Source organism: Rhizobium sp. SVR5-9E, from assembly GCF_056755095.1.
On sequence record NZ_JBNDHS010000065.1, the window covers coordinates 12889 to 35291 of the forward strand.

General features: G+C 58.9%; 23 protein-coding genes. 15 read left to right on the top strand and 8 right to left on the bottom strand.

The window, feature by feature from the left end:
• Positions 1 to 151: 151 nt before the first annotated feature.
• A complete protein-coding gene (locus tag ACPYOJ_RS24215) occupies positions 152 to 685 on the bottom strand; it encodes a DUF1993 domain-containing protein (protein WP_481418509.1) in 534 nt (177 codons plus the stop codon).
• A 633-nt stretch (positions 686 to 1318) separates the two neighbouring features.
• On the opposite strand from ACPYOJ_RS24215, the gene tkt reads away from it, so the two are divergent.
• On the top strand, positions 1319 to 3295 hold the full coding sequence (tkt, locus tag ACPYOJ_RS24220) for a transketolase (RefSeq protein WP_481418531.1): 1977 nt from the start codon (positions 1319 to 1321) through the stop codon (positions 3293 to 3295).
• Between the two features lie 157 nt (positions 3296 to 3452).
• Here tkt and ACPYOJ_RS24225 read toward each other — a convergent pair whose 3' ends face one another.
• From ACPYOJ_RS24225 to ACPYOJ_RS24240, 4 genes are all read right to left on the bottom strand, one after another.
• A complete protein-coding gene (locus ACPYOJ_RS24225; RefSeq protein ID WP_481418510.1) occupies positions 3453 to 4061 on the bottom strand; it encodes a methylated-DNA--[protein]-cysteine S-methyltransferase in 609 nt (202 codons plus the stop codon).
• Between the two features lie 171 nt (positions 4062 to 4232).
• The gene (locus ACPYOJ_RS24230) at positions 4233 to 5210 is read right to left on the bottom strand and encodes a LysR family transcriptional regulator (RefSeq protein ID WP_481418511.1); all 978 of its coding nucleotides are present in this window, start codon (positions 5208 to 5210) and stop codon (positions 4233 to 4235) included.
• 58 nt (positions 5211 to 5268) lie between these two features.
• Positions 5269 to 5775 carry a hypothetical protein gene (locus tag ACPYOJ_RS24235; RefSeq protein WP_481418512.1) on the bottom strand — a complete coding sequence of 169 codons (507 nt, stop codon included), beginning with the start codon at positions 5773 to 5775 and terminating at the stop codon, positions 5269 to 5271.
• 74 nt (positions 5776 to 5849) lie between these two features.
• Positions 5850 to 6383, bottom strand: coding sequence for a peroxiredoxin-like family protein (locus ACPYOJ_RS24240; RefSeq protein ID WP_481418513.1), 534 nt, complete (start codon positions 6381 to 6383; stop codon positions 5850 to 5852).
• Between the two features lie 531 nt (positions 6384 to 6914).
• On the opposite strand from ACPYOJ_RS24240, the gene ACPYOJ_RS24245 reads away from it, so the two are divergent.
• The 6 genes from ACPYOJ_RS24245 to ACPYOJ_RS24270 all read left to right on the top strand — a co-directional run bounded on the left by ACPYOJ_RS24245 (position 6915) and on the right by ACPYOJ_RS24270 (position 12382).
• The gene (locus ACPYOJ_RS24245) at positions 6915 to 7451 is read left to right on the top strand and encodes a DUF1003 domain-containing protein (protein WP_481418514.1); all 537 of its coding nucleotides are present in this window, start codon (positions 6915 to 6917) and stop codon (positions 7449 to 7451) included.
• 664 nt (positions 7452 to 8115) lie between these two features.
• A complete protein-coding gene (locus tag ACPYOJ_RS24250; protein WP_481418515.1) occupies positions 8116 to 9033 on the top strand; it encodes an NADP-dependent oxidoreductase in 918 nt (305 codons plus the stop codon).
• A gap of 284 nt (positions 9034 to 9317) precedes the next feature.
• Positions 9318 to 10595, top strand: coding sequence for an ergothioneine biosynthesis protein EgtB (gene egtB / locus ACPYOJ_RS24255; RefSeq protein ID WP_481418516.1), 1278 nt, complete (start codon positions 9318 to 9320; stop codon positions 10593 to 10595).
• A 48-nt stretch (positions 10596 to 10643) separates the two neighbouring features.
• Complete coding sequence (locus tag ACPYOJ_RS24260) at positions 10644 to 10898, top strand: DUF2171 domain-containing protein (protein ID WP_481418517.1); 255 nt, start codon at positions 10644 to 10646, stop codon at positions 10896 to 10898.
• 78 nt (positions 10899 to 10976) lie between these two features.
• Positions 10977 to 12005, top strand: coding sequence for a transaldolase (locus ACPYOJ_RS24265; protein ID WP_481418518.1), 1029 nt, complete (start codon positions 10977 to 10979; stop codon positions 12003 to 12005).
• A 95-nt stretch (positions 12006 to 12100) separates the two neighbouring features.
• Positions 12101 to 12382, top strand: coding sequence for a DUF427 domain-containing protein (locus ACPYOJ_RS24270; RefSeq protein ID WP_481418519.1), 282 nt, complete (start codon positions 12101 to 12103; stop codon positions 12380 to 12382).
• A 237-nt stretch (positions 12383 to 12619) separates the two neighbouring features.
• Here the strand turns inward: ACPYOJ_RS24270 and ACPYOJ_RS24275 are convergent, their stop codons facing one another.
• Positions 12620 to 13561, bottom strand: a complete 942-nt coding sequence (locus tag ACPYOJ_RS24275) for a helix-turn-helix domain-containing protein (RefSeq protein WP_481418520.1) — start codon at positions 13559 to 13561, stop codon at positions 12620 to 12622.
• Positions 13562 to 13911: 350 nt separating this feature from the next.
• Entirely contained in the window at positions 13912 to 14865 is a 954-nt protein-coding gene (gene egtD, locus ACPYOJ_RS24280) for an L-histidine N(alpha)-methyltransferase (protein ID WP_481418521.1), read from the bottom strand.
• 436 nt (positions 14866 to 15301) lie between these two features.
• Between egtD and ACPYOJ_RS24285 the strand changes: the two genes are divergently transcribed.
• Positions 15302 to 15844: a DUF1993 family protein gene (locus ACPYOJ_RS24285; protein WP_481418522.1), complete on the top strand. Its 543-nt coding sequence runs from the start codon at positions 15302 to 15304 to the stop codon at positions 15842 to 15844.
• 291 nt (positions 15845 to 16135) lie between these two features.
• Here the strand turns inward: ACPYOJ_RS24285 and ACPYOJ_RS24290 are convergent, their stop codons facing one another.
• Entirely contained in the window at positions 16136 to 16414 is a 279-nt protein-coding gene (locus ACPYOJ_RS24290; protein ID WP_481418523.1) for a GNAT family N-acetyltransferase, read from the bottom strand.
• 672 nt (positions 16415 to 17086) lie between these two features.
• On the opposite strand from ACPYOJ_RS24290, the gene ACPYOJ_RS24295 reads away from it, so the two are divergent.
• The 7 genes from ACPYOJ_RS24295 to ACPYOJ_RS24325 form a co-directional block, all read left to right on the top strand.
• Positions 17087 to 17842 carry an SDR family oxidoreductase gene (locus tag ACPYOJ_RS24295; protein ID WP_481418524.1) on the top strand — a complete coding sequence of 252 codons (756 nt, stop codon included), beginning with the start codon at positions 17087 to 17089 and terminating at the stop codon, positions 17840 to 17842.
• A 184-nt stretch (positions 17843 to 18026) separates the two neighbouring features.
• Positions 18027 to 18395, top strand: coding sequence for a cupin domain-containing protein (locus ACPYOJ_RS24300; protein ID WP_481418532.1), 369 nt, complete (start codon positions 18027 to 18029; stop codon positions 18393 to 18395).
• A 19-nt stretch (positions 18396 to 18414) separates the two neighbouring features.
• Complete coding sequence (locus tag ACPYOJ_RS24305; protein ID WP_481418525.1) at positions 18415 to 18870, top strand: carboxymuconolactone decarboxylase family protein; 456 nt, start codon at positions 18415 to 18417, stop codon at positions 18868 to 18870.
• Between the two features lie 51 nt (positions 18871 to 18921).
• Positions 18922 to 19866, top strand: coding sequence for an NAD-dependent epimerase/dehydratase family protein (locus ACPYOJ_RS24310; RefSeq protein ID WP_481418526.1), 945 nt, complete (start codon positions 18922 to 18924; stop codon positions 19864 to 19866).
• Positions 19867 to 20161: 295 nt separating this feature from the next.
• The gene (locus ACPYOJ_RS24315; RefSeq protein ID WP_481418527.1) at positions 20162 to 20632 is read left to right on the top strand and encodes a pyridoxamine 5'-phosphate oxidase family protein; all 471 of its coding nucleotides are present in this window, start codon (positions 20162 to 20164) and stop codon (positions 20630 to 20632) included.
• Positions 20633 to 20951: 319 nt separating this feature from the next.
• Positions 20952 to 22145 (top strand): efflux RND transporter periplasmic adaptor subunit, encoded by a 1194-nt coding sequence (locus tag ACPYOJ_RS24320; protein ID WP_481418528.1) that lies wholly within the window; start codon positions 20952 to 20954, stop codon positions 22143 to 22145.
• A partial coding sequence (locus ACPYOJ_RS24325; RefSeq protein ID WP_481418529.1) for an efflux RND transporter permease subunit occupies positions 22142 to 22403 on the top strand: 262 nt, incomplete at its 3' end. The genes ACPYOJ_RS24320 and ACPYOJ_RS24325, both read left to right, overlap by 4 nt.

Sequence of the window (22403 nt, forward strand, 5' to 3'; positions counted from 1 at the left end):
TTGTCCTGGCACCCTGTCTAACTTGCTGCCACCTGCAGGCGGGCCATGATTGCGCCTGCGGCGGCTTGGTGCGTTGAGAAGATGGGGGTTCGCGCCATGGGACTGGCCGGTCATCCGACCGCCGTCCGACGCCGTTGACTAGCGTTGGCGCTCAAGAGTATCCGCCCGGGTGCTCCATATTAAGCCATCCGAGGTAGTCTCGCTTGCCAACACGCGCGCCGAGATGGCGAAGGATGTCGTGCGCCGTGGTGACGTGAAAGTAGAAGTCAGGGATCACTAGGTAAAAAATGTAATCAGCGCCACCGAACCAGCCACGCACAATAGGCGGCGTGAGCTGGTATGTACGAGATTCCGCTCCGCTGAGCTGCTCAGGCGTTATCGACTGCAGGAATGACCGAACGCCTGTCACGCGGGCTTTGAGGGCGGCATAAGTCTGCTCCACGTCAGGGGGAGCAACGGGATCCTGGTCGATAAGAAACGACAGGTGTCGTTCCACTTTGCTGGCGACGACGCTAAACTGCTCACCGAAGGTCAGCATGTCGGGCGCGAGCCGCGCGCGCAACACTTCGCCGGACTGGAGGCCCTTTTCCTCCTCAAGCGCCTTGCCGTGGTCGAGATAAGTATCCAGCACGGCAAACCCGTGCGCCATGCCGGGGATAATGGTGTCGAAGACACTGAAAGTCATTGCCTCATTCCTTCTGAAGTCATCGCAGTCACCGTCGTCCCCCGCAAAAAGGACATGTCGCAACCGTTCGTGGTGTCGACTTGGTGAGACATCGAAAAATCCTCTAGGTGGCTTTCGCCGGTACCGCGGTGTGTTCGAGCACTCAGTGTAGGCTCGGCTGTGGGGGCCACGCCAATAACCGGTGGAGATGGTTTCCATTCCTGCCGCCAAGTTGACAGCAACGGGGCTATGCGAGACCCTGGGTCGATAACTCTGTCGGAAGCGGTCGGAAGCGCCCAGCGAGCAGATCTCGGGGGCGGCAACTTCATCGGGGCTTTTCCCCGGGAAAAGATCGGCGCGTGCAGAACAGGCAGAGAAATGGTTATCGGTTCTATTCCGACGTTTCATTGGCCCTGCTTCACCCGATCGGCTTTGCTGGAAATGCTGCCAGCCTCGGGGTTGTGCGTACCGTTGATACTGCGATCAGGTGAGAGCGAGAAGCCCACCTCAACGCTGCGTCGACGACACGCCAAACGACTGCCGGAGCTCGCATTACCGAACACTATCTCAAAAAAGGCTCAGACTATGCCAACTGATGTGACGAGCGGACAGCCTAAGAAATTTCCGGCCCCACGGGATCCGCTGCTGCGCGATATGGCTAACTGCATTCGGTTCATCGCAGCCGACGCCGTCCAGAACGCGAAGAGTGGACACCCGGGCATGCCAATGGGAATGGCAGACATCGCGACCGTGCTGTTCCGCGACTTCATGAAATTTGACCCGAAGGACCCTTCCTGGCCAGACCGGGACAGGTTCGTCATCTCCAATGGACACGGCTGCCTTCTGCTCTACAGCATCCTCTACCTGACGGGATACGAAGGCATCACGATGGAGGACATACGAAGGTTCCGACAGATCGGCAGCAAGACTGCGGGACACCCTGAGTACTGGCACATTCCGGGCATCGAGACGACAACGGGGCCGCTTGGTCAAGGTGTCGGGAATGCCGTCGGGTTTGCGATTGCAGAGCGCGTCCTCAACGCGACCTTCGGGGATGACCTGCAAGACCATTTTACGTACGTCTTCATGGGGGACGGCTGTCTGATGGAGGGCATCAGCCACGAGGCCATTTCACTTGCGGGTCACCTGAAGCTTGGCAAGCTGATCGCGTTCTTCGACAACAACGCCGTCACGATCGACGGACCCATCTCGCTTGCCGTCTCCGACGACCAGGCGGCGCGGTTTGCCGCGTCAAACTGGCACGTCCAGGAAATTGACGGGCACGACACCGACGCGATCAGGGAGGCCATACGGAACGCTCAAGCGGTTACGGATCGCCCGTCGCTCATTTCATGCAAGACCGTCATCGGCTTCGGATTCCCGACGATTTCCGGGACGCGTAAGGCGCATAGCGACACGCCGGGAGAGGACGAAGTTTCTGGTGCCCGTGAGCTTCTCGAATGGAATTCACAACCCTTCGAGATTCCGGAGCCGCTGATTGACGCGTGGCGCGCCGTGGGATCGAGGGGCGAGGCCACGCGGCAGCGATGGCTGAATCGATTGGAAGCCTCCCCCGTTCCAGTCAAAATCGAGTTCGAGCGTCGAATGCAAGGGGTGTTGCCCGCACAGTGGCGGACGGCGATCGCGCGAGCCCTCGATGAGATGAGCCTTGCGGATACCCCGATGGCGACCCGCAAGGCGAGTGGCTTGGTCCTCGAACATTTGACCGCCGCGATGCCTGAACTGATCGGCGGATCAGCTGACTTGACCCCATCCAACAACGTGAAGACGAACAGCCAGAAGGAAATTGTGCCGGGGAAATTCTCGGGCTTGTACCTCCACTACGGCGTGCGCGAGCACGGCATGGCCGCAGCCATGAACGGGATGGCCCTGCACGGCGGCCTGCGGCCCTATGGCGGGACGTTTCTGGCATTCTCGGACTATTGCAGACCCAGCATCCGGTTGGCCGCGATGATGCGCGCATCCACGGTATTCGTGATGACACACGACTCGATTGGCCTCGGCGAGGACGGCCCGACGCACCAGCCTGTCGAGCAACTGAGCGCCCTCAGAGCCATTCCGCACCTTGCCGTGTTCCGGCCCGCCGACGGCGTCGAAACAGCTGAGTGCTGGCAAGCGATCCTCGAACGTAGCGAGGGCCCATCGCTGATCGCGCTCTCCAGGCAGGCCCTGCCACCGGTCCGCCGTGACCATTCCCAGGGGAACAAGTCGGCGAAGGGGGCGTATGTGATTCTGGAAGCGGACGGTGAGGAGTCCGTAGTAACGCTCCTTGCCGCGGGGTCGGAGCTACATTTGGCGATCGAGTCCCATGAGATCCTTCAAGAGGAGGGAGTGCCTACTCGCGTAGTCTCCATGCCCTGCAGACTGCTATTCGAGCAGCAACCCGAGGAATACAGGCGCGCTGTCTTGGGAGGCTCCGGGATCAGGGTAGCAGTAGAGGCGGGCATCCGGGATTCCTGGGACAAGTATCTCGGCGAAAGCGGCTACTTTGTCGGCCTCACCGAATTCGGTGCGTCAGGTAAGGCGACAGACGTTTTCGAGAGGTTCGGCATCACGACCGAAGCCATTGTGCGAATGGCCCACCACGGCATCTCCGAACACAAGCTGTGAGTGCTCCATGCTGTCGCGGTGCGGCACTCCGATTGTGCCTCCCGCGACAGCATGTGCCATTGCCGCATCGAGAGCCTCTAATTGGAGCGTTGATAGTTTATCCCTCAAGAGCGCGCAACGCTGCGCGTCGACAGGACACTAAGGACGCCATGCACTATTACGCCTCTCGCTCGGCGGCGTTGTCGTCAAAGCTCGCTTTTTCGCGCGCCAACAACGCCGTCTGCCTTGAATGACCCCATCTGTATCGTGACCCCGACTGTGCATTGTCGTCAACGACCCGATGGCAGGGCACTACGACGGCCAACTCGTTCGCCGCGCACGCTAGGCCAACCGCACGCTCGGCGGTTGACGCACCGACTTGACGCGCGATAGCGGCGTAGGTTGAAGTCTCGCCGATGGGAATGTCCCTGATGATTTCCCAGACGCGGTGCTCGAATCGAGACCCGCGCAGGTCGAGTGGCACATTTAGCCCGCGAGAGGGGCGTTCGATGAAGTGCACGACACGCATCGCGAGCTCATCCTCCGGCCAACGCCCAGGCTGCACGTCGGCCAGCGGAAACCGCTCCAGCAGAAGCTTGGTCAGGAGAACAGCGTCGGCACCCAGCAGGACCGTAACGACCCCTTTCTCGCTCGTAGCCAGCAGCAGCGCTCCGAGCGAGCTGTGCGAGAAGACATAGCGTATTGGCTCAGTTGTAGTGCGATCTTCCGGATAACCTGTCATGACGTGGCAGGCGTCACCGTTGATGTATTCGGGCCGGTTTGGCATCAGCGTTTTCCAATTGATTATTGACGTAAGAAGGCCGCGGGCCGAAGCCGGGGCCTTCAATGGAGAGTATGGTCAGACCTGACCAGAAGTAACGTTGATGTCGTTGCCCGAAGGGGATCGAGAGACGGAAGCGAGCCGAGGGTTGCCGCCTGGAGCTCATTGAAATCGCCTTCAACGCTGTAGCGAATGGAAAAGAACCGAGCCCGAATTGATCTCGGGTAACCGAGGACCCAAAATCGTCCCACAATGGCCCTCGACTAGCTCGCGTCGCTTGCGGATCGCCTGCACGCAATGTGTCATGAACGCGTATATTCGTCCTGACTTGCGGATATCCGGATGGGTCAGCAGCCACAGCTCATCGTTGAGCTCTGGCTCCACTGCCCCAACGCGTATAAGATCCGGCGTGATATCTCCAACCATGCAGGGCAGGTATCCGACTCCCAGCCCCGCAACGATCGCCGCTGCGGCACCGGCAACTGAATCGGTCCGGTAGGCGATGTTGTCGTGATGTACGCGCTCCTCAATGAATTTGGACGCTTTGAGGCCAGAGAGATTTCCCGCGTAGGAAACCCATTGGCAATCAAACAGCTCGTCGGTGTCGCGCCAAGACGGAGCGGAGTTGGGAAGGCGGGCATAGGGCGCCCAGGCAATCGTTGCGACTTTCCGGCCAAACAGATTTTCAGGCGGGTTTTCAGTGGCCCTGACCGCGATATCGGATTCTCCTCGCGCCAGGTTCAACGGACTGTTTCCAACGGTCACCTCCACCCGAATCGAGGGATTGAGCACCTTGAACTCGGCGATCATTGGTGTGAGAAAGTGCAAGAGAAGGAAATCGCTTGTCGTGATACGTAAATCGCCGACATGGCCCTGGACATGACCGGTGACGCGGCGGGCCACACTCACGACGTCCAGTTCGACCCGCTCTGCGAGCGCTAGCAATTCGTCGCCCTCTGCAGTCGTCACATATCCGGTTCGTCGCCGATCGAAGAGGGTTACGCTCAGCGTTTCCTCGACCTTAGCCAATCGACGCGCGATGGTCGAACTGTTGATGCCGAGCATTTCGGCGGCCGAGGACAGGGCTCCGCACTTGCCGATCGCGTGTACCACGCGAAGATCGTCCCATGAAAGCTTGGAGAAAGACTCGCTCATGGTTCTCCTTTGTTCAATTGTGGCGGGCTCTCGTTCGCCGGCGATACAATGAGCCTCGCTATGCGACGTCTTCGATCACAAGCTTCCTTCCGTTGAACTCCGCGGTCTCGCCGGCCCGAGCTCCTTCGATTGCCTCGAAAATCGGGGCCATTGTGGAAATCCCCATGACCTCTTGGCCATCGCATGTGAATTTGCTGGTGGAGACGGCGATGACGAAGTATCGACCAGAAAGCCGCACGAGCGCTCCTTCAGTAACAGTCGACTTTGGCCCGAAGTCGATCTCTCTCAACTTGTCGAGCTTATCGGTATGATCGTGGAGGGTATCGTCGAGAGCTTCGGAAAGATCACTGGCGATTTCCGCCTGGGCCTGCTCATCGTTTTCGATCGGTTCACTTCGGTCGAGCCGCGCATCAGCAATATAGTCGAAGTATTTTTCGCGGGTGCTTTTAAGGGCTACACCCTCAAGCGAAAGCATCGTCTCTTTGATAATGTTCTTATCCATCGTTTCCTCCTTGAGGAGCCTCGTTCCTCGCAATAGGCCTAGCTCCTCGAGCTTTCCGAGCATCGGTTACGACCGCCGGAGCATCTCATTCGTTATCGGGAACTTCATTGTCCGGTAGCAGCTAAGCCGACGGGCGCTCAGACCGGGCCATCATACTCGCCACGCGCCGGATAATCTTTGGTGATGGCAAAGTCGATCGCCTGCAGCAATTCCGAGAACACCGGACGCGCGAACGGCATAGTTTGAACCGCGCCGTAATACAAAGTACCGTCCGGTCGAACGAGGAACACGCCTGGCTCCGAAAATAGCGGTGGCTCTTCGACGTTAATCGATGACTTTCCACGCGATGAGGAAATATAGAGTCCCCATTGGCGGGCAACCGTGAGCGGCAGCGAATATCCGAATCGCAGGTTGGTGCCGACCTTGCGCGCCATTTCCTGAGTGCGCTCGTGATCGTCAGAGCTGATGGCGATGACCTTTGTGCCGCGACGCTCATATTCGGGGAGCAGCGATTCCAGGTCGCGCAGATACTTGAGGCAGACCGGGCAATGGAGACCGCGATAAAAGGATATCAACGTAAATAGCTTCGGTGCGTCGGCAGCGAGATCAAAGTCGCCATGAGCAAGGGTCGGCACGCGCAGTTCGGGAACTGGTCGACGAGGCAGCAGCATTCTCTTCTCCGTAGTTATCGCTTGGGTACGTTCTCAGTTCGAGCATTAGGGGTGACATGCGGCGTGCACGATACCGGTCGTTGACTTCACTGCGGTTCAGACCTGCGCGACGTGCGCAAACGCCCATAACCCAGCCACTCGCAACCTGGGGCGAGACTACGTCGATGCCCTTTCACTGGGAAATGTCCGACCGTTATGGTTTCTATTCCCGCGCGTTACGGTGCCGATGGCGTCGCCGCGACGATGGCTTCTGTTCCCTCTTGGAGCATAGGGCCGATCGCGTCCGCGATTTCTGCGCTGTGCGTTTCCAGTGTCGGGGCTTCGACGCTGACTTCGCGGAGCATTCCGGCCGGTTATGGATACGATCGCTTTACCCGAATGGCCGCCGAATTTATTTCCTGAAAGAACCGCTGGGGTAGACGCGGCACTGAGATCTCCCACGAAGACCAAATCTTACTATGTGCCAGCGACGCGTCAGCCGCGCGGGCGAGGAGCAGAGCCATCAAAACCTTAGAACCGGAAATCGACAACATGGAGCCCACTGAGCATGAACTGCTCGCCGAATTGCGGCGGCTGCGCCGGTCATTGCGCTTTCATCCGGCCGACCTGGGCGATCCGATGGAGCCGCTTTCAGTCGGTCAACGCGTGGCGGACTCGGTTGCAAGCGTCATGGGCTCCTGGAAGTTTATCATTGTCCAGACCGTCCTCCTCGTTGCATGGATTTCGATCAACCTCGTCGCCGCGGCGAGGAGTTGGGACCCCTATCCGTTCATCCTGTTGAACCTGGCGCTCTCATTTCAAGCTGCCTATGCTGCGCCGATCATCATGATGAGTCAGAACAGGCAGCAAGATATCGATCGAAGAGCGGCAGAAAACGACTATAAGATCAACGTCAAGGCCGAACTAGAAATAGAGCTCTTGCATGAGAAGATAGATGAGCTTCGAGCGCAGGAGGTGCTTCGACTGTCCGAGGCCGTTAGCTCTCTGACTGATCTACTTCTGCAGACGAGGCAGTCTGGCCGAACAGGTTTTGCCGGAGCCGTCGAACAAGAGGACGCCACTCCATAGCCGGCACTTAAACACTGCCGCAACCAAGCATCTGCGCTATTTGATGCCCAAGATTAGGCTCGCTTGATAGCCAGTCGCAGACTCAGCTGACTCCCGATCTTAGCGAACAGCGCCGGAGTTCTCCCGCGCGCCTCTAGTCCTTTTTTGCGTCCTCAGTGCCCAGAAATCATGCACTTGTGGGGCATTCGCTCCGATTCACTACCACGCGTTTGACGCGTCCGATCGAAACCCCAAGACAAAGTCTCTCACTTTTTCCGCGGACATCTCGCATGGTTTGAGAGATGCGTTGCCGGATCCGAGACGATATAGGTTGAAACTGACAATGTCTGTTCCGGCCAATTCTCGCGCAAACAGACTGTTACGTCGTCCATCGTCGGATCGGCGAAGGCTCACACCATATCGCCGTCCCTCGTAGATCCCTTCGCTGTAGCCCTCGGGGAGTGCTCCTAGCGCCGCCTCGAAATCAACACTCTCCATCCAGCTAACGCTCCTTTTCGACGTGCGAAGCATATGTTTGCACCGCCCGTTGTTTTTTGCGCGCCACCTAGATGGCATCGATTCCATAACCACAGGTCCCTAGACCATCGAATTTCGCAGTCGTATTTTCGGACGTCTGCAAAGGAATTCGAAAGATGACCACATACCACACACAGGGAGGCGGACGATGAAGGCAATCGTGGTAACGGATCAGGCTGCTGGAACGGCCGGGATGAAGCTGATGCAGCGGCCCGAGCCGCAGGCAGCGATAAACGACGTCGTCGTACAGATTCATGCGTCGGGATTCGTTCCGACCGAGCTGACATGGCCCTCGACCTGGACCGATCGCCGCGACCGTGACCGAACACCGTCGATCCCCGGCCACGAGCTGGCCGGAGTGGTCACGGCCCTCGGCTATGGCACGACGGGACTGTCGGTGGGACAGCGTGTGTTCGGCCTCGCCGACTGGCATCGCGACGGCACCCTGGCCGAGTTTGTGGCCATCGAGGCACGCAACCTTGCGCCGTTGCCAGGCGACGTCGACTTCACGGTGGGCGCCAGCTTGCCGATCTCGGGCCTGACCGCGTGGCAGGGACTGTTCCAGCACGGCCGTCTTCAGGCGGGGCAGAGTGTCCTTGCGCACGGCGCGGCCGGCGCAGTCGGGACGATGGTGACGCAGCTCGCGCGTGAGGCCGGCGCCTACGTCATCGGCACCGGACGCGCCGCCGACCGTCAGAAGGTCCTCGACTTCGGCGCGCAGGAGTTCGTCGACCTCGACAATGACGTCCTCGAAGACGTCGGTGGCGTCGATCTGGTGTTCGACGTCATCGGCGGTGACATCCAGAAGCGGTCCGCAGGCTTGATTCGAGCCGGAGGAACGCTGGTGACCATTGTCGGGCCAGCCGAGACGCGGCCTGCCTACGGCCTGGCGGTCGACTTCGTTGTCGAGTCCGATCGTGCTCAACTGGGTGAGATCGTCCAGCGGGTGCGGGACGGACGACTGCGGACGAACATCGGCAACATCGCGACCTTCGACGAAGCCGTCGCCGCCTTCAACGCGACCGCTCGGCGCACGGGAAAGACGGTCATCCGCGTTCGTCCGTGAGGACTCGGAGAGGGCGAACGGTTCTGCCCTCCTGTTGATCATCGTCGCCTTTGCAATCTGGTTGGTCTAGTCCGGCGCCGGTGAAGCGGCGCAACATGAAATCGACTAGGCCGGCGCGTTTTCGGAAGGCGATTGTAACTGGGTCCAACCGCATGTGATGCCGACGGCTTTGGACGCTTGGACACGGCTTCGGGATTCCTCTGACGCGAGCTTGCTTTAACCTCGTGTCGGATTGCGACCTTCAGTCTTCGGTAGTCGGTGCAAAACTCTTGAGAGGCCTTGCAATGAAAACTTCGCAGCTCTTCCAGACGGCGCTAGAGCCAGATGACCTTCACACTTTCTTTCACGACGTTCGTCAGACCAGCGAAAGACTGGGTGAACCACTTTCCGACGCCGATGCGACAGTACAGTCGATGCCCGACGCGAGTCCGGCTAAATGGCACCTCGCACATACGACCTGGTTCTTCGAGGCGATGGTGCTCAAGCCGTTTGTCCCGGCTTACAAAACCTTTGATGAGGATTTCAACTTTCTCTTCAACTCGTATTACGAAACGCTCGGGGCGCGTCAGCCGCGGCCGCGACGTGGGATGATCACACGGCCGGCGTTGAGCCACATCCTGGACTATCGGAAGCATGTCGACGATGCCCTCGATGCGTTATTGCGCACGAGCCCGGGCCAGCGCGTTGCAGAGTTGGTCGAGCTCGGCTGTCATCATGAGCAACAGCATCAGGAACTCTTGCTCACCGACATCTTGCATCTTTTCGCTCAGAATCCACTTCATCCGGCCTATCGTGATCCTGGGCCTGTCACCGTGGAGACTGCTGTCCTACCTCCGCTCTCCTTCACCGAGTTCGACGAGGCGATCGTTGAGATTGGCCATGGATCCGTTGGATTCGCCTACGATAGCGAAGGTCCGCGACATCGCGCTCTGGTCGAACCTTTCCGGCTCGCCAATCGCCTTGTCACGAATGCCGAGTGGGCGGACTTCGTCGATGACGGCGGCTATAAGAAATCGCTCCTATGGCTGTCGGAGGGTTGGGCAAAAGTGCAGGCCGAAGGATGGTCCCAACCTCTCTACTGGGAGGAGCGCGACGGACAAAACTGGACGATGACGCTGAGAGGTTTCCAACCCCTCGATCCCACCGCGCCGGTCACTCACATAAGCTACTTTGAGGCGGACGCGTTCGCGACATGGTCCGGAAAGCGCCTTCCAACGGAGGTCGAGTGGGAAACCGCGGCTCAGGGGATCGCGATCCAGGGCAATTTCCTCGACACGAACCGTCTTCGTCCCAAACCGGCATCACCTCACGTTGGTGGTCTTCAGCAGATGTTCGGGGATGTCTGGGAGTGGACCCGCAGCGCGTTCTTGCCATATCCGCGGTTTCGCACGGTCGAGGGCGCTGTTGGCGAGTACAACGGCAAATTCATGTCAGGCCAATTCGTGCTTCGCGGGGGCTCCTGCGTAACCCCGCCAGGGCATATGCGCGCGAGCTACCGAAACTTCTTCCCCGGGCATGCTCGATGGCAGTTTTCGGGGCTGAGGCTCGCTGAGGACGCGTAAAAGGCCGGCGAGCCGAGACGTGTTAATCCCAATCTGAAGGAGATACTCATGAGCAAACAACAGATCGTTCCCGCCATGGAAGTGATCGGCGCCGACGGCGTCCATGTAGGCACCGTCGACGCTATTGTCGACGGCCGCATCAAACTAACAAAGCGCGATAGTGGTGAGGGCAGTCACAAGGGGCACGATCATTTTATCGACCTCAGCCTGGTCGCCATCGTGGAGGGCAAGCAAGTCCGCCTTTCGGCGAACGCAGCCGTAGCCATCACCTTCGAGGAAGAGAAATCACGTAACCCGGTTTGACCGCGCATTCGCGAACGACGGTTTCCGGGGCCGACCACGGGCTCGCACCAAAACCGACGGCGCCGAAAGGAAATGAACATGACATCAAAACTTGAACAGTTGCGCACGATGTCGACGATTGTCGCCGATACCGGTGATCTGGAGGCCGTCGCGCGGTTGAAGCCAGTCGATTGCACCACGAACCCCACCATCGTCCTCAAAGCCATAGAAAGCGAGCCTTACAAGGAGGTCGTCCAAGAAGCGCTGTCATGGGGACGTAAGTGTAGTGGCGACCCGTCGCGCATTGCGGCAGCTACCGCAGATCGCTTGGCGATTTCCGTTGGGGTCGAGCTTTTGCGCCGCGTGCCTGGATACGTCTCGACGGAAGTTGACGCCACCCTCTCCTTCAATGTCGCGGCCTCAACCGCTAAGGCTCGCCAAATCATAGCCAACTACGAGCAGCGCGGTGTCCAGCGCGACCGGGTGCTCATCAAACTCGCCGCGACGTGGGAAGGGATACGCGCGGCCGAGATCCTGCAGCGGGAAGGCGTGTCGTGCAACATGACGCTCTTGTTGAACCGCGCACAGGCCATCGCAAGCGCCGATGCCGGGGCATTCCTGATCTCGCCGTTCGTAGGGCGCATTTATGACTGGTACAAGAAAGCCGAAGGCAGGGATTTCACGGCCAAGGAAGACCCAGGTGTCCGGTCCGTTCGTGACATCTACAATCATTTCAAAACCGAAGGCATTGAAACGATCGTCATGGCCGCATCATTCAGGAATATCGGTCAAATTCAGGCACTTGCCGGCTGCGACCGACTTACGATCGCGCCAAGTCTCCTGGATGCCCTGGAATCGAACAGCGATCACCTTGAGAGAGCACTTTCGCCCGGCACGCATCCCGAGCAACCGCTGCGGCAGCCGGCGGATGCCATTTGCCACTGGTTTGTCAGCGAGGACGCGGTCGACATCAAGCATCCGGCGCCTAATGCGCCGATCGATGAGGTGACGTTCCGCTGGATCATGAACGAGGATGCGATGGCAACCGAGAAATTGGCCGAGGGCATCCGCATATTCGCACGGGACCTGCAGGAACTGCGCACCCGAATTGGCAAGCAGCTCCAATAGTCGGCCTTAGGACGTTCTATAAGGCGACGACCGCCCCAACCGAACGGTTTCAGCCCGGGCTATATCGGCTCTTATCGCATGGAGAGGAATGAGAAATGGCAGTCGCGACGTGGAACGGGACAGTGATAGCGAAATCGGACAAGACTGTTGTCGTCGAAGGCAACCACTACTTTCCGCCTGAATCCGTCAATACCCAATATCTTAGGCAGAGTGCGACGACCAGCCGGTGTCCATGGAAGGGCCTTGCGAACTACTATTCGCTTATCGTCGATGGCAAAACCAATGAAGACGCGGCATGGTATTATGCGGATCCCTCCGATGCTGCAGCGCCCATCAAAGGTTACATCGCATTCTGGAAAGGTGTGGATGTAAGGTGATGGACTGACTGCCTTCGTCACCTGGCTTTCTGATGAGAAGCGGTCGTGGGCCGCCGGTGCTTGGTCAGACTGACCGCCTGACGCCATCAACACGTAATGGGTCGCCTACCGGCTTCCGGCTGCGGCAGGGCTGGATCGCCTACCACTATGTAAGCGAACTTGATGTTCCGGGCTTGACCGAGAATTTCCGAGGCGCTGATCCTAAGATCAGTAAGACAAATGCCCGATGGCGGCTAATCACGCGGCGTCGCCGTCTTCCGTCTCATACGCAACTAAGACGCGTTTCGCTTCTGACCGATAGTCTGAAGGGTCGGTCCCGTAGTGCTGCCGGAAGGTTCGAGTGAAGCTGCTGCGGCTCTGATATCCCGCCTGAAGTGCGACTTGCTCGATGGACAGTGCGTTGGCAGCCAGCAGGTTCGCCGCATGCCGCATGCGAAGACGTCTCAGGACAGACATCGCCGATTCGCCAAACGCAGCCGTGAATCTCGCCATGAACGCCGAGCGGCTCAACCCAACCGATTTGCACAGGGTTTGAACGCTGAAGTCCGCCGCGGGACGTGACGCCATTTCCGCGAACGCGCGCGCTATCGGCGGGTCACTCAAAAGCGAAAAGCGCTCCACCCAAGCGTTTGACGAAGTCAGACAGCGACGAAGCAGGGTCAGTAGCACGAGCTTGAACAGCGCTGACGCCATCGGTCCCCGACCGATCTCGTGCGTAGCGAGTTCAACCATCGCATAGCTCATGACCTGGTCGAGCTGATCATACGCATCAAAGGTTTCAACTACCGGCGAAGCGAGCGAAGCAAAGAGATCCAGTCCGGGACCGTAAACCGCGTGGAAGCAACCGCAGACAAGCGAAAACGATGCCTCGCCTTCGCCGATCTCGTAGCGGTGCACGGAGCCGGGAACGAAGGTGCTTTTCTTGATGCTGCAGGCGCCGGAACGGGAGCGCCCGAATGATGAACCGTCCGCGACGATCTCGATTGACTTGTTCGCCGGCGCCACGACGAGCCTGTGCGGGACGAGATCGATTGCTGCTTCGCCATCGACGATGATCATGCCGGAGCCGGTAAGACCATAGTATATGGTCGGCAGATCGCCTCCCTCGATGTGGAGGCTGGCTCCTGGGGCGAACAGGCACTCGGACAACTGGGCCGACGCTACTTCCATCGTGCCCATCAGTTTGTCGAGATCAGCTCGCGATATTCGCCAAAGCGCTTCGCATCCCACGTCCAGAAAGCCTCACGGTGCATCAGCTCGACGGTCGGAGGCTCAGGACACCACTGTCTGACGCGGACGCTCCGCGCAGCGCGTCATGTGAACGGTTTTATGCGCTCCGGCTCGACTGGATTGTTGAGCATCAATAATTGCCATCACCCTAAATGAAGGCCGGTGCACAATCGCTCAGCTGGATGGTTTGGTGTAGCCTCAAGGCCCGAATATGATAATTTCAGTCAGCACATGAATGGGCAGCAAATAGGCCGTTTTTGCTACCCATAGTGGATGAATGACAATCTGACGCTCGCGGTTTAGTAGCGAATGAGTCCGAACAGGCCGAATAACGCGTCCGCATCCTGCCAAGCCTCTGCAACCCTCCATCCCCCAGAGCGGGCAAGCCGCTCGAAGCTCTCCACCGTATATTTTCGGGAACTCTCCGTGTGGATGGTTTCCGACGTTCTGAAGAGGAAGGTCTGTTCACAAACATTAACGCGCTGATCGCATAGGCTGACCAAGTGCATCTCTACGGCTTTCTCGATCTCGTTCCAGCGCGCCACATGTTTGAACTGCTCTAAACGGAAGTCGCCGCCAAGTTCGGTGTTGATCCGCTCGAGGAGATTGAGGTTAAACGCGGCTGTCACGCCCGCGCTGTCGTCGTAAGCACGCAGAAGCGTATCTACGTTCTTCTGGAGATCGACACCGATGATGGCGCGTCCGTCATCGCCCAAGTGGCGCCCCATCTGCGTAAGCAAAGCCTGCGCCTCGATCGTGTTCAAATTCCCCATCGTCGAGCCCGGGAAAAAACCTGTCCTGCCGGCGTCGGAGCCATCAAACGGAACCTCAAATACATCCAGGAAATTGCGCTCGATGGGGCGCACGCAGAGCGATGGGAAGCGCGAAGCAATCCTCTTCGACGTTTCTGCAAGGAAGGCATCGGCGATATCGATCGGCACGTAACCGCGTGGGTCGCGCAGTCCTGCCAGCACAAGCTCGGTCTTAATGCCGGCTCCGGCACCATACTCGACGAGAATCGCGCCCGAGCCTACAAAATCAGCGATGTCCCCCTGCCGCTCTCGCAGGATCGAGGTTTCGGCTCGGGTCAGGTAATACTCTTCGAGCTTGGTTATCTCTTCGAAAAGGGCGGATCCTCGCTCGTCGTATAACCAACGGCTTGGCAATGTCTTCGCATCAGCCGATAATCCGGCGACCACATCTCGGGCAAATTCATTTTCAACAACTTCGATGCTCTTATTTACATGATGCATAGTTTCCGCTTTCGGTGACGCGACAGATGACGGCCGCGATGAAGTCGCGGCAAGAGCGTCACCATAGATTCTTGCCATGCACAGCGAGTCTACAATGCGTCTCCAATCGTCCGTGTGGACGACGCAACGCGTTGTCTCCATTCCGTCCTTGTATGATTGTGATTGGAGAAGAGGAGTTGTTTCGCCCAAAAATTCGCGATCGTCCGCGACGATTCCGGAGTCGCGCCGACGATATCCACTGGCTATCGAAAGCATGGCCAAATGGAATTTTCAATTCCATCCGGCACACTTGATACTCTTTCGTTCGCGATGCGCACGGCGAAAGACAAACCGCCGAAATTTGGGCGGATTTGCCGAAACTTCGGCTAAAGAGGGAGCTCCTTTCGGCGCTGACAAGCCCGGCGCATGGCGGTATCGGACATGAATGGAGGGTAACATGTCCTTTTCGATATACGACGTCACCGTTCCCGTGATGCTGCATGGGCTCACGGTTATGGACGACTATTTGCTTTGTGCCCAAAACCTGGAGCGCTCCAATTCTCTTGATCCGGGAAGCGTACTGACATCCAGGCTCGCTCCCGACATGCTGACGTTCGGTGAACAATTCGCGGTCAACTGCAACAAGGTCGAGCTGCACATGACCAAGCTTATGAATCGAAACCAGGCGACTCCGCATGACGTCGCGATGATCTATCCCGCTCTTCAAGGACGTCTGTTAGAAACGCGCAGCTTCCTGCAAACAATCCAGCCGGAAGATCTGTCGAGCGCTCAGGCACACGTTTATGAACTGACTCCGTCGGTTGCACGGGGCTGGTTCGGCGGAGATGATTACATTCGACACGTCGTACTAGCGGATTTCTTTTTCCATATCGCGGTGGCGCACTCGATTCTGCGGCATCTTGGGGCTCCGGCAGGAAAGAAGGACTATCTGGGGGATCTCACGCCAGTGGGTGAGGGAGTGGCCGTTTTCGTTACCTGAAGCGGGGAGGCCGGCGGACGTTCGCCCACAACTCGTCCCTGCCCGCAAACGGGCCGAACAACAGCTGCAACTGCCGGATCTGGCAATTGTCGAGGTTGTGGCACCTGCCGAATTCCTCAACGCTGATCCTCTCCGCGGATCGAGGGCAGCCGGGATCGGCCAGTTGCTGGACAAGGTGCACGCGAAAGCCTTTAGCGTCTTCCGAACTCATCCCTATCTTCCTGGATGTCATAGTCTGCATTGCAATGAATCCCGATGGTGGGACGTAATCTCTCGGGCTTTATCCGGCCATCAGCCGTCGAGCATTTTGGCATATTCGGGGTGACGGCTGGCGAAGCGTGCCATGAAAGGACATTTTGCGATCACCCGACGGCCGGCGGCGTGCAGCTGTTCGAACACACCTTCGGCGAGCTTCGTGCCTATCCCTTGTCCCGAAAACTCCTGTGGGACCTCCGTATGAAGTAGGACAAATCTGTCGCTTTCGATCTTGTAATAAGCGACGGCGACGGTACCGCCGATGGCAAGCTCGAAGCGCTTGGCTGCAGGATTATCTATTACATGCGCGTCCATATCAGTCCTTCCGCCATGCTGCGGCAAAGCCCGTCAAGGAGGCGGGTCGGGATATAATCAAAATTGAGTGCTCAGCCTCGCCGCAACATCAGCCTTTTGCGAGCAGCATTTTTACTGGACCAGTTCCGCAAAATTGCGGTTAGTCCTGCTGATACGCAAACTGGGCTTATCGCGCAAAGGCCGTGCTCAGTACGAGTCTCTCAGACATGATGCGTTGACCGTCACCGCGACCTCACTGCATCCCGCCTCAGACTTGAGTGAGAACGCGCGTCCGCGGCCCTATTTTTTTGTGGTGCGATCCAGTTCCAAGAAGCCGGTGATACGCATGGCTCTGAGGATATCAGACAGAGGATCACGCATTTTGGACGCCTGGATACAGGAGTCTGCGATATCGATGTTTAACGGCCAAAAGGCTGGCCATATATTCCGGTCCTCGCCAACAATTCGAAGGCCGATGCATGCAATATGTCCTGCCAGGAAAGACCGGGCCGTATGTCTCCTGTCTCTGCCTTAGCAGCATGACTTTCCGCAGGACGGACGGGATCCGTCGTCTCGACGCCACGCGCGCCTGGCTTTCTGCCGGACGTCCCTCGAAAGAGCCCTGCGTCTCCTCTCGCGGCGCATCGAAACGATGATCAGCGGCGTCTGGCGATCGACGAGGGAGAGTAAACCATGAAGATAGTCGTGATCGGCGGCACTGGTTTGATTGGCTCGAAGACAGTTGCCATTCTGCGCCGGGGCGGCCAGGAGGTCATCGCGGCGTCGCCCAAAGGTGGCGTCAACACCGTCACCGGAGAAGGGCTCAAAGAAGCCATGGCCGGCGCATTAGTGGTGATCGACCTCTCCAATGCGCCTTCATCTGACCCCCAGGCGGTATTGGAATTCTTCGAGACCTCCGGCCGCAACCTTGTTGCGGCGGAGGCCGCGGCGGGCATTCGGCACCATATCACGTTATCCATCGTCGGGACCGACAGGGTACCCGACCAAGGCTATTACCGCGCCAAAGTCGCGCAAGAGAAACTGATCGAGGCTTCCGGTATCCCCTATACGATCATCCGCTCGACCCAGTTCCTGGAATTCCTCGGCCGCATCGCTGATGCGAGTACGGATGGAAGCGTCGTCAGGCTTGCGCCGGGCCTGCTTCAGCCTATCGCGGCTGACGACGTTGCCGCCGTCGTCGCCGAAGTGGCCTTCGATAATCCGCGAAACGGCATCGTCGAGATCGCAGGCCCGGAACGAGCGGAGTTCGACGAAATCGTCGCTCGCTATTTGAAGGCTGTCGGCGACCCGCGGAAGGTCGTGAAAGATCCCGAAGCCCGATATCGCGGCGGGCGGATCGAGGAAAAGTCGCTCGTACCCTTGGGCGAGGCGCGTCTCGGCCGCATCAGTCTCGAGGAGTGGTTACGGCGCTCGCAGAAAGGAGCCTGATCAGACCGTCGCGGGCCGCATCGACACTGCGCGATGCAGCCGCCGGTGATCAACAAGCCCAGGCGATGACCGCTTACGTTTTGCCCGGAGCCTCCCGCAAGGACAGCTTCAATATTGAAGAAGGAAAAAGCCCGTGAAGTTCCGAACCATCATCGCCGCCACCTGCGCCGTCCTCGCCCTCTCGATGGCCGGCCCCATCTCCGCCCATGATAGCAAAGCGGAAGCCGTCACGAAGAACTTCGAGGCGGCCATTCCCAATATCCCTGGCAAGTCGTTGATCGCCGTAGAAGTCGATTATGCGCCAGGCGCGGCCTCGCCCTCCCACACCCACGCGAAGTCGGCTTTCATCTACGCCTATGTGATTTCGGGTGCGATCGAGTCGAAGGTGAATGACGGCGAGACGCGCATCTATCGGGCAGGCGAGAGCTGGTCCGAAACGCCGGGTGCAACCCATTCGATCAGCCGCAACGCGAGCAAGACCGAGCCGGCAAAGCTGCTCGCCGTGTTCGTCAGCGACACCGATGACAAAGCGCTGACTACGCCCATCAAATAGCCTTCAAGGCAAGAAGCCAATGACCAGACGCCTGGATTACAACCGAATCGCTCCGAACGGAGCCAAGGCCCTCGGAGGTGTGTATGGCTATATCATGCAGAGCGACCTGCCCGCCGAGCTGGTCGACGTTGTCTATCTCCGCGTTTCGCAGATCAACAACTGCGGCTATTGGCTCGACATGCACACACGCGATCTCACGAAGAGGGGCGTGCCGATCGAGAAGCTCGCCCTGGTTCATGCCTGGGAGGAAGGCGGCGACCTTTTCAACAAGACCGAGCGCGCCGCCTTGGCCTGGGCCGAGACGGTGACGCGCGTGGCACAGACCGGTGTGCCGGACGGCGCCTATCAGGCAGCGCGCGCGGTTTTCGGCGAGAAGGAGCTGGTCGACCTCACGATCGCGATCAGCCTGATGAACGCCTACGACCGCATGGCGATCAGCTTCCGCAACACGGCCTACGCGGCCATCGAAAAATAAGCAAAGCGCACCTGCCGCGGTGCTCACATCTCGAAGGAAGGACATCCTCTCATGAAAATCTTTGTTGCCGGCGCCACCGGTGCGGTGGGCCTTCCGCTCGTACGCGCGCTGCGCACCCTGGGCCACGAGGTCACGGGCATGACACGCGGCGGCCCAGGCGTCGATCGACTGCGTGAGGTCGGCGCGTCTGCTTCCACCGCTGATGCTTTCGACCGAGGGGCAGTATGCGACGCAATCGCAGCCGCCGCGCCGGATGTGGTGATTGACCAGCTTACATGGCTGCCCGCGAACCCCGCCGACATCATCAGGTCCATGCCAAACGACACGCGTCTCCACGAGGAGGGCGGTGCCAATCTGTTCGCCGCAGCGCAGGAATTTGGCGTCGCACGCTATATCCTGCAATCGCGTGGCTTCTATCTTGACGCTCCGTCGGGGCAACTCGCCGACGAGACGGCCCGGCTTCGCTACGATGCGCCCGGTCCGATCGGCGAGAGTACGCGCGTGATGGGCGCCTATGAAGATCGGGTCTTGGGCTCGAGGGCGTTACAGGGTGTCGTGCTGCGCTATGGATTCTTTTACGGACCGGGCACTTGGTATCGTCCAGACGGCGCGATTGCGGAGCAGTTTCGCAAGGGTGAGGCAAGAATTATCAGCGATGGCGCGGCGGTCTGGTCTTTCGTCCATATTGACGACGCGGTCGCGGCAACCGTTGCGGCGATCACCGCCGAACCCGGAACATACAATGTTATGGACGATGATCCGCTGCCTGTGTCCGAATGGATGCCGGCGTTCGCCCGCTGGGTCGACGCGCCGGTACCGCCTCGAATGAGTGAGGCGGACGCGTTGGCTCTCGTCGGTGAGGAGGCGGTCTTCTACCATATGAGCCTGACGGGGGCATCCAACGCGCGAGCCAAGGCGAAGCTTGGTTTCACGCCGCGTCGGCTGCTCTGGGCGAACGATCAAATTCCGCGTCTTGCATCGGAAGCCGGCGTGTGAGGAAGCCGACGGTCTCGCCGACGCAGGAGCCGACTTCCTTGCGTGCGTGGAAGCGCCGCGCTCGCAGCACGGCGTGCCAAGCGCCTCTCAGCCATTCCGATAACGGTCAGTTATCGACTCCATGGCGAGAGGTGATTTTCTTTCTTACCGTCGTCAATCCAATCTTCGAGCCATCGTCCGGGTCAAAGTCGGCGGTCCGTTGAACGATCGCAGGCAGGAGGCCGAGATCAACATTTGATGAGTTCTGGCGAGCGACGCATGGAGCCGCTCAAATTTCTTTCAAGCGAGGATATCTATGATTGAAATCACTGCCGACATGACGGCGATCATCCAGCAAGCGATTCTGTCGTTCGTCGCGACGGTCAACGAGGACGGGACGCCCAATCTTTCGCCGAAAGCGTCCTTGACGGTCAGAAACGGCGTTCTCTACTTCGCCGATATCGCATCGCCCCGGACGATACGGAACTTGAGGCGCAATCCCGCCGTCGAAATTAACGTAGTCGACATCTTCCAGAGGCGCGGTTATCGATTCAAGGGCCGTGCGTTGATACTGCCGCCAGGCGATGACGAGTATTCGATGATCGCCGACTGGGTTCGGGCGACGAACGGCCAAGAGTATCCTGTCGATCACGTTGTCAAAATCGACACCACTTCGATCACGCCGTTGCTGTCGCCGGCCCATGTCTTTGCCCAACCTCCTCGAAGTCAGGAAGAGATCAGGAGCACCTACCTTCAAAAATACGCGGTGAAACCGATCGGGGAATAGCTGCAGAGCCGCGTGCGAGAGATCCGAGAGGCCGATCTTGCCGTCGCTGGCATCGATTCCATAGCCACAGGTCATTGGACCGTCGAGTTTCGCCGTCCTACCTTTTTGCATCCCCGCAAAGGAGGTCGGAAGATGAAGAAATACAACAAAAATCCCGAGGCCGTGTCGCTACCGACGTGAGAGCAAGTAGTCTTCAAGGGCTCGTCGGACGCAACGGGCGTTCAATCCCGAAACGAACATTCCATTCAGCAGAACGACGAAAAGACCGAAGTCACGGCGCTTGCCGTGGCTTCTCGATCCAAAACGTCGGAGGTAATCGATGCAGTTCCGCCATTCAACTTTGAAATATTTTCTGCCGGTTTGCGTAGTTCTGTCCGCCGGAGCTGCCCAGGCTCAGGAAACGCCTCCTCCACCACAGGTGTCCGTGGCCAAGCCCGTCGTGCGAGACGTCGTCGACAACGACGACTTCATCGGCCGCTTCCAGGCCTCCGAGCAGGTCTCGATCCGCTCCAGGGTCGGCGGGTACCTTCAGAGCATCAACTTCAAGGATGGCCAGTTGGTCAAGCAGGGCGACGAGCTTTTCGAGATCGACCAGCGCCCCTTCATCACCGCATTCAACGAGGCCACCGCCCAGCTTGCGGTCGCCAGCTCCACCCTGACCTACGCGCAGTCGGAATTCAACCGCGTGAACACGCTGGTAAAGTCCGGTAGCCAGACGGTGTCGACGCTCGATGACCGACGCAGGGAGCTGCAGTCCGCGCAGGCGAACCTCCAGGGATCCGAGGCAAGCGTTGAACGGGCGAGGCTCGATCTCACCTACAGTAAGATCACGGCCCCGCTGGCCGGACGTATCAACCGCCATCTGATTTCGGTCGGCAACCTCGTGCAGGCCGACCAAACCGAGCTGACGACGATCGTCGCGCTCGATCCCATCGACTTCTATTTCGATGTCGATGAGCGCCGTCTTCTCAACTACGCCGAGACGGCGCGGAAGAACGGGAAGGTCCTGCAGGAGGGAGGCGGCGGCCTAAAGGTAAGCGTGCGTCTCGGTGACCGCGACCAGACAAAGTTCTCCGGCACGCTCAACTTCGCGGAAAATACCGTCGATCAGGCCACCGGCACGCTGCGCGTACGCGCCCGTTTTGCCAATCCCGACTTCGTCCTTCAACCCGGTCTCTTCGGCCGCGTCGAGATCGAAGGTTCGAATTTTTACACTGCGATCCTCATTCCCGATGAAGCGATTGCCGCCGACCAGAACGAGCGAGTGGTCTACGTGCTCAATCCCGACAATACGGTCACGACGAAATCCGTTCGTCCGGGTCCCAAGCTCTATGGCTACAGGGTCATCCGCTCAGGGCTCACGGGCGATGAGCAAATCGTCGTGAAGGGCGTCGTCCGTGTCCGCCCCGGCGCCAAGGTTACTCCGGTTACGGTGCAACTACCCAGGGAGAACCCCAACGATGTGCCCGCGACGGCGCAGCAAGCAGTGTCAGCGGCGGGAGCAGCCCAATGAGGTTCGCACATTTCTTTGTCGACCGGCCGATCTTCGCGTCGGTTATCTCAGTCGTGCTCATCATCATCGGCAGCGTTGCCTACTTCCAGCTCCCGGTCGCGCAGTATCCGGAAATCGCGCCGCCGACCATCGTCGTGCGGACGTCCTATCCGGGCGCGGATCCGCAAACGATCGCGGACGCGGTATCGACACCGATCGAACAGCAGGTGAACGGCGTCGAGGACATGCTCTACATGTCATCCTACTCCAGTGGCGATG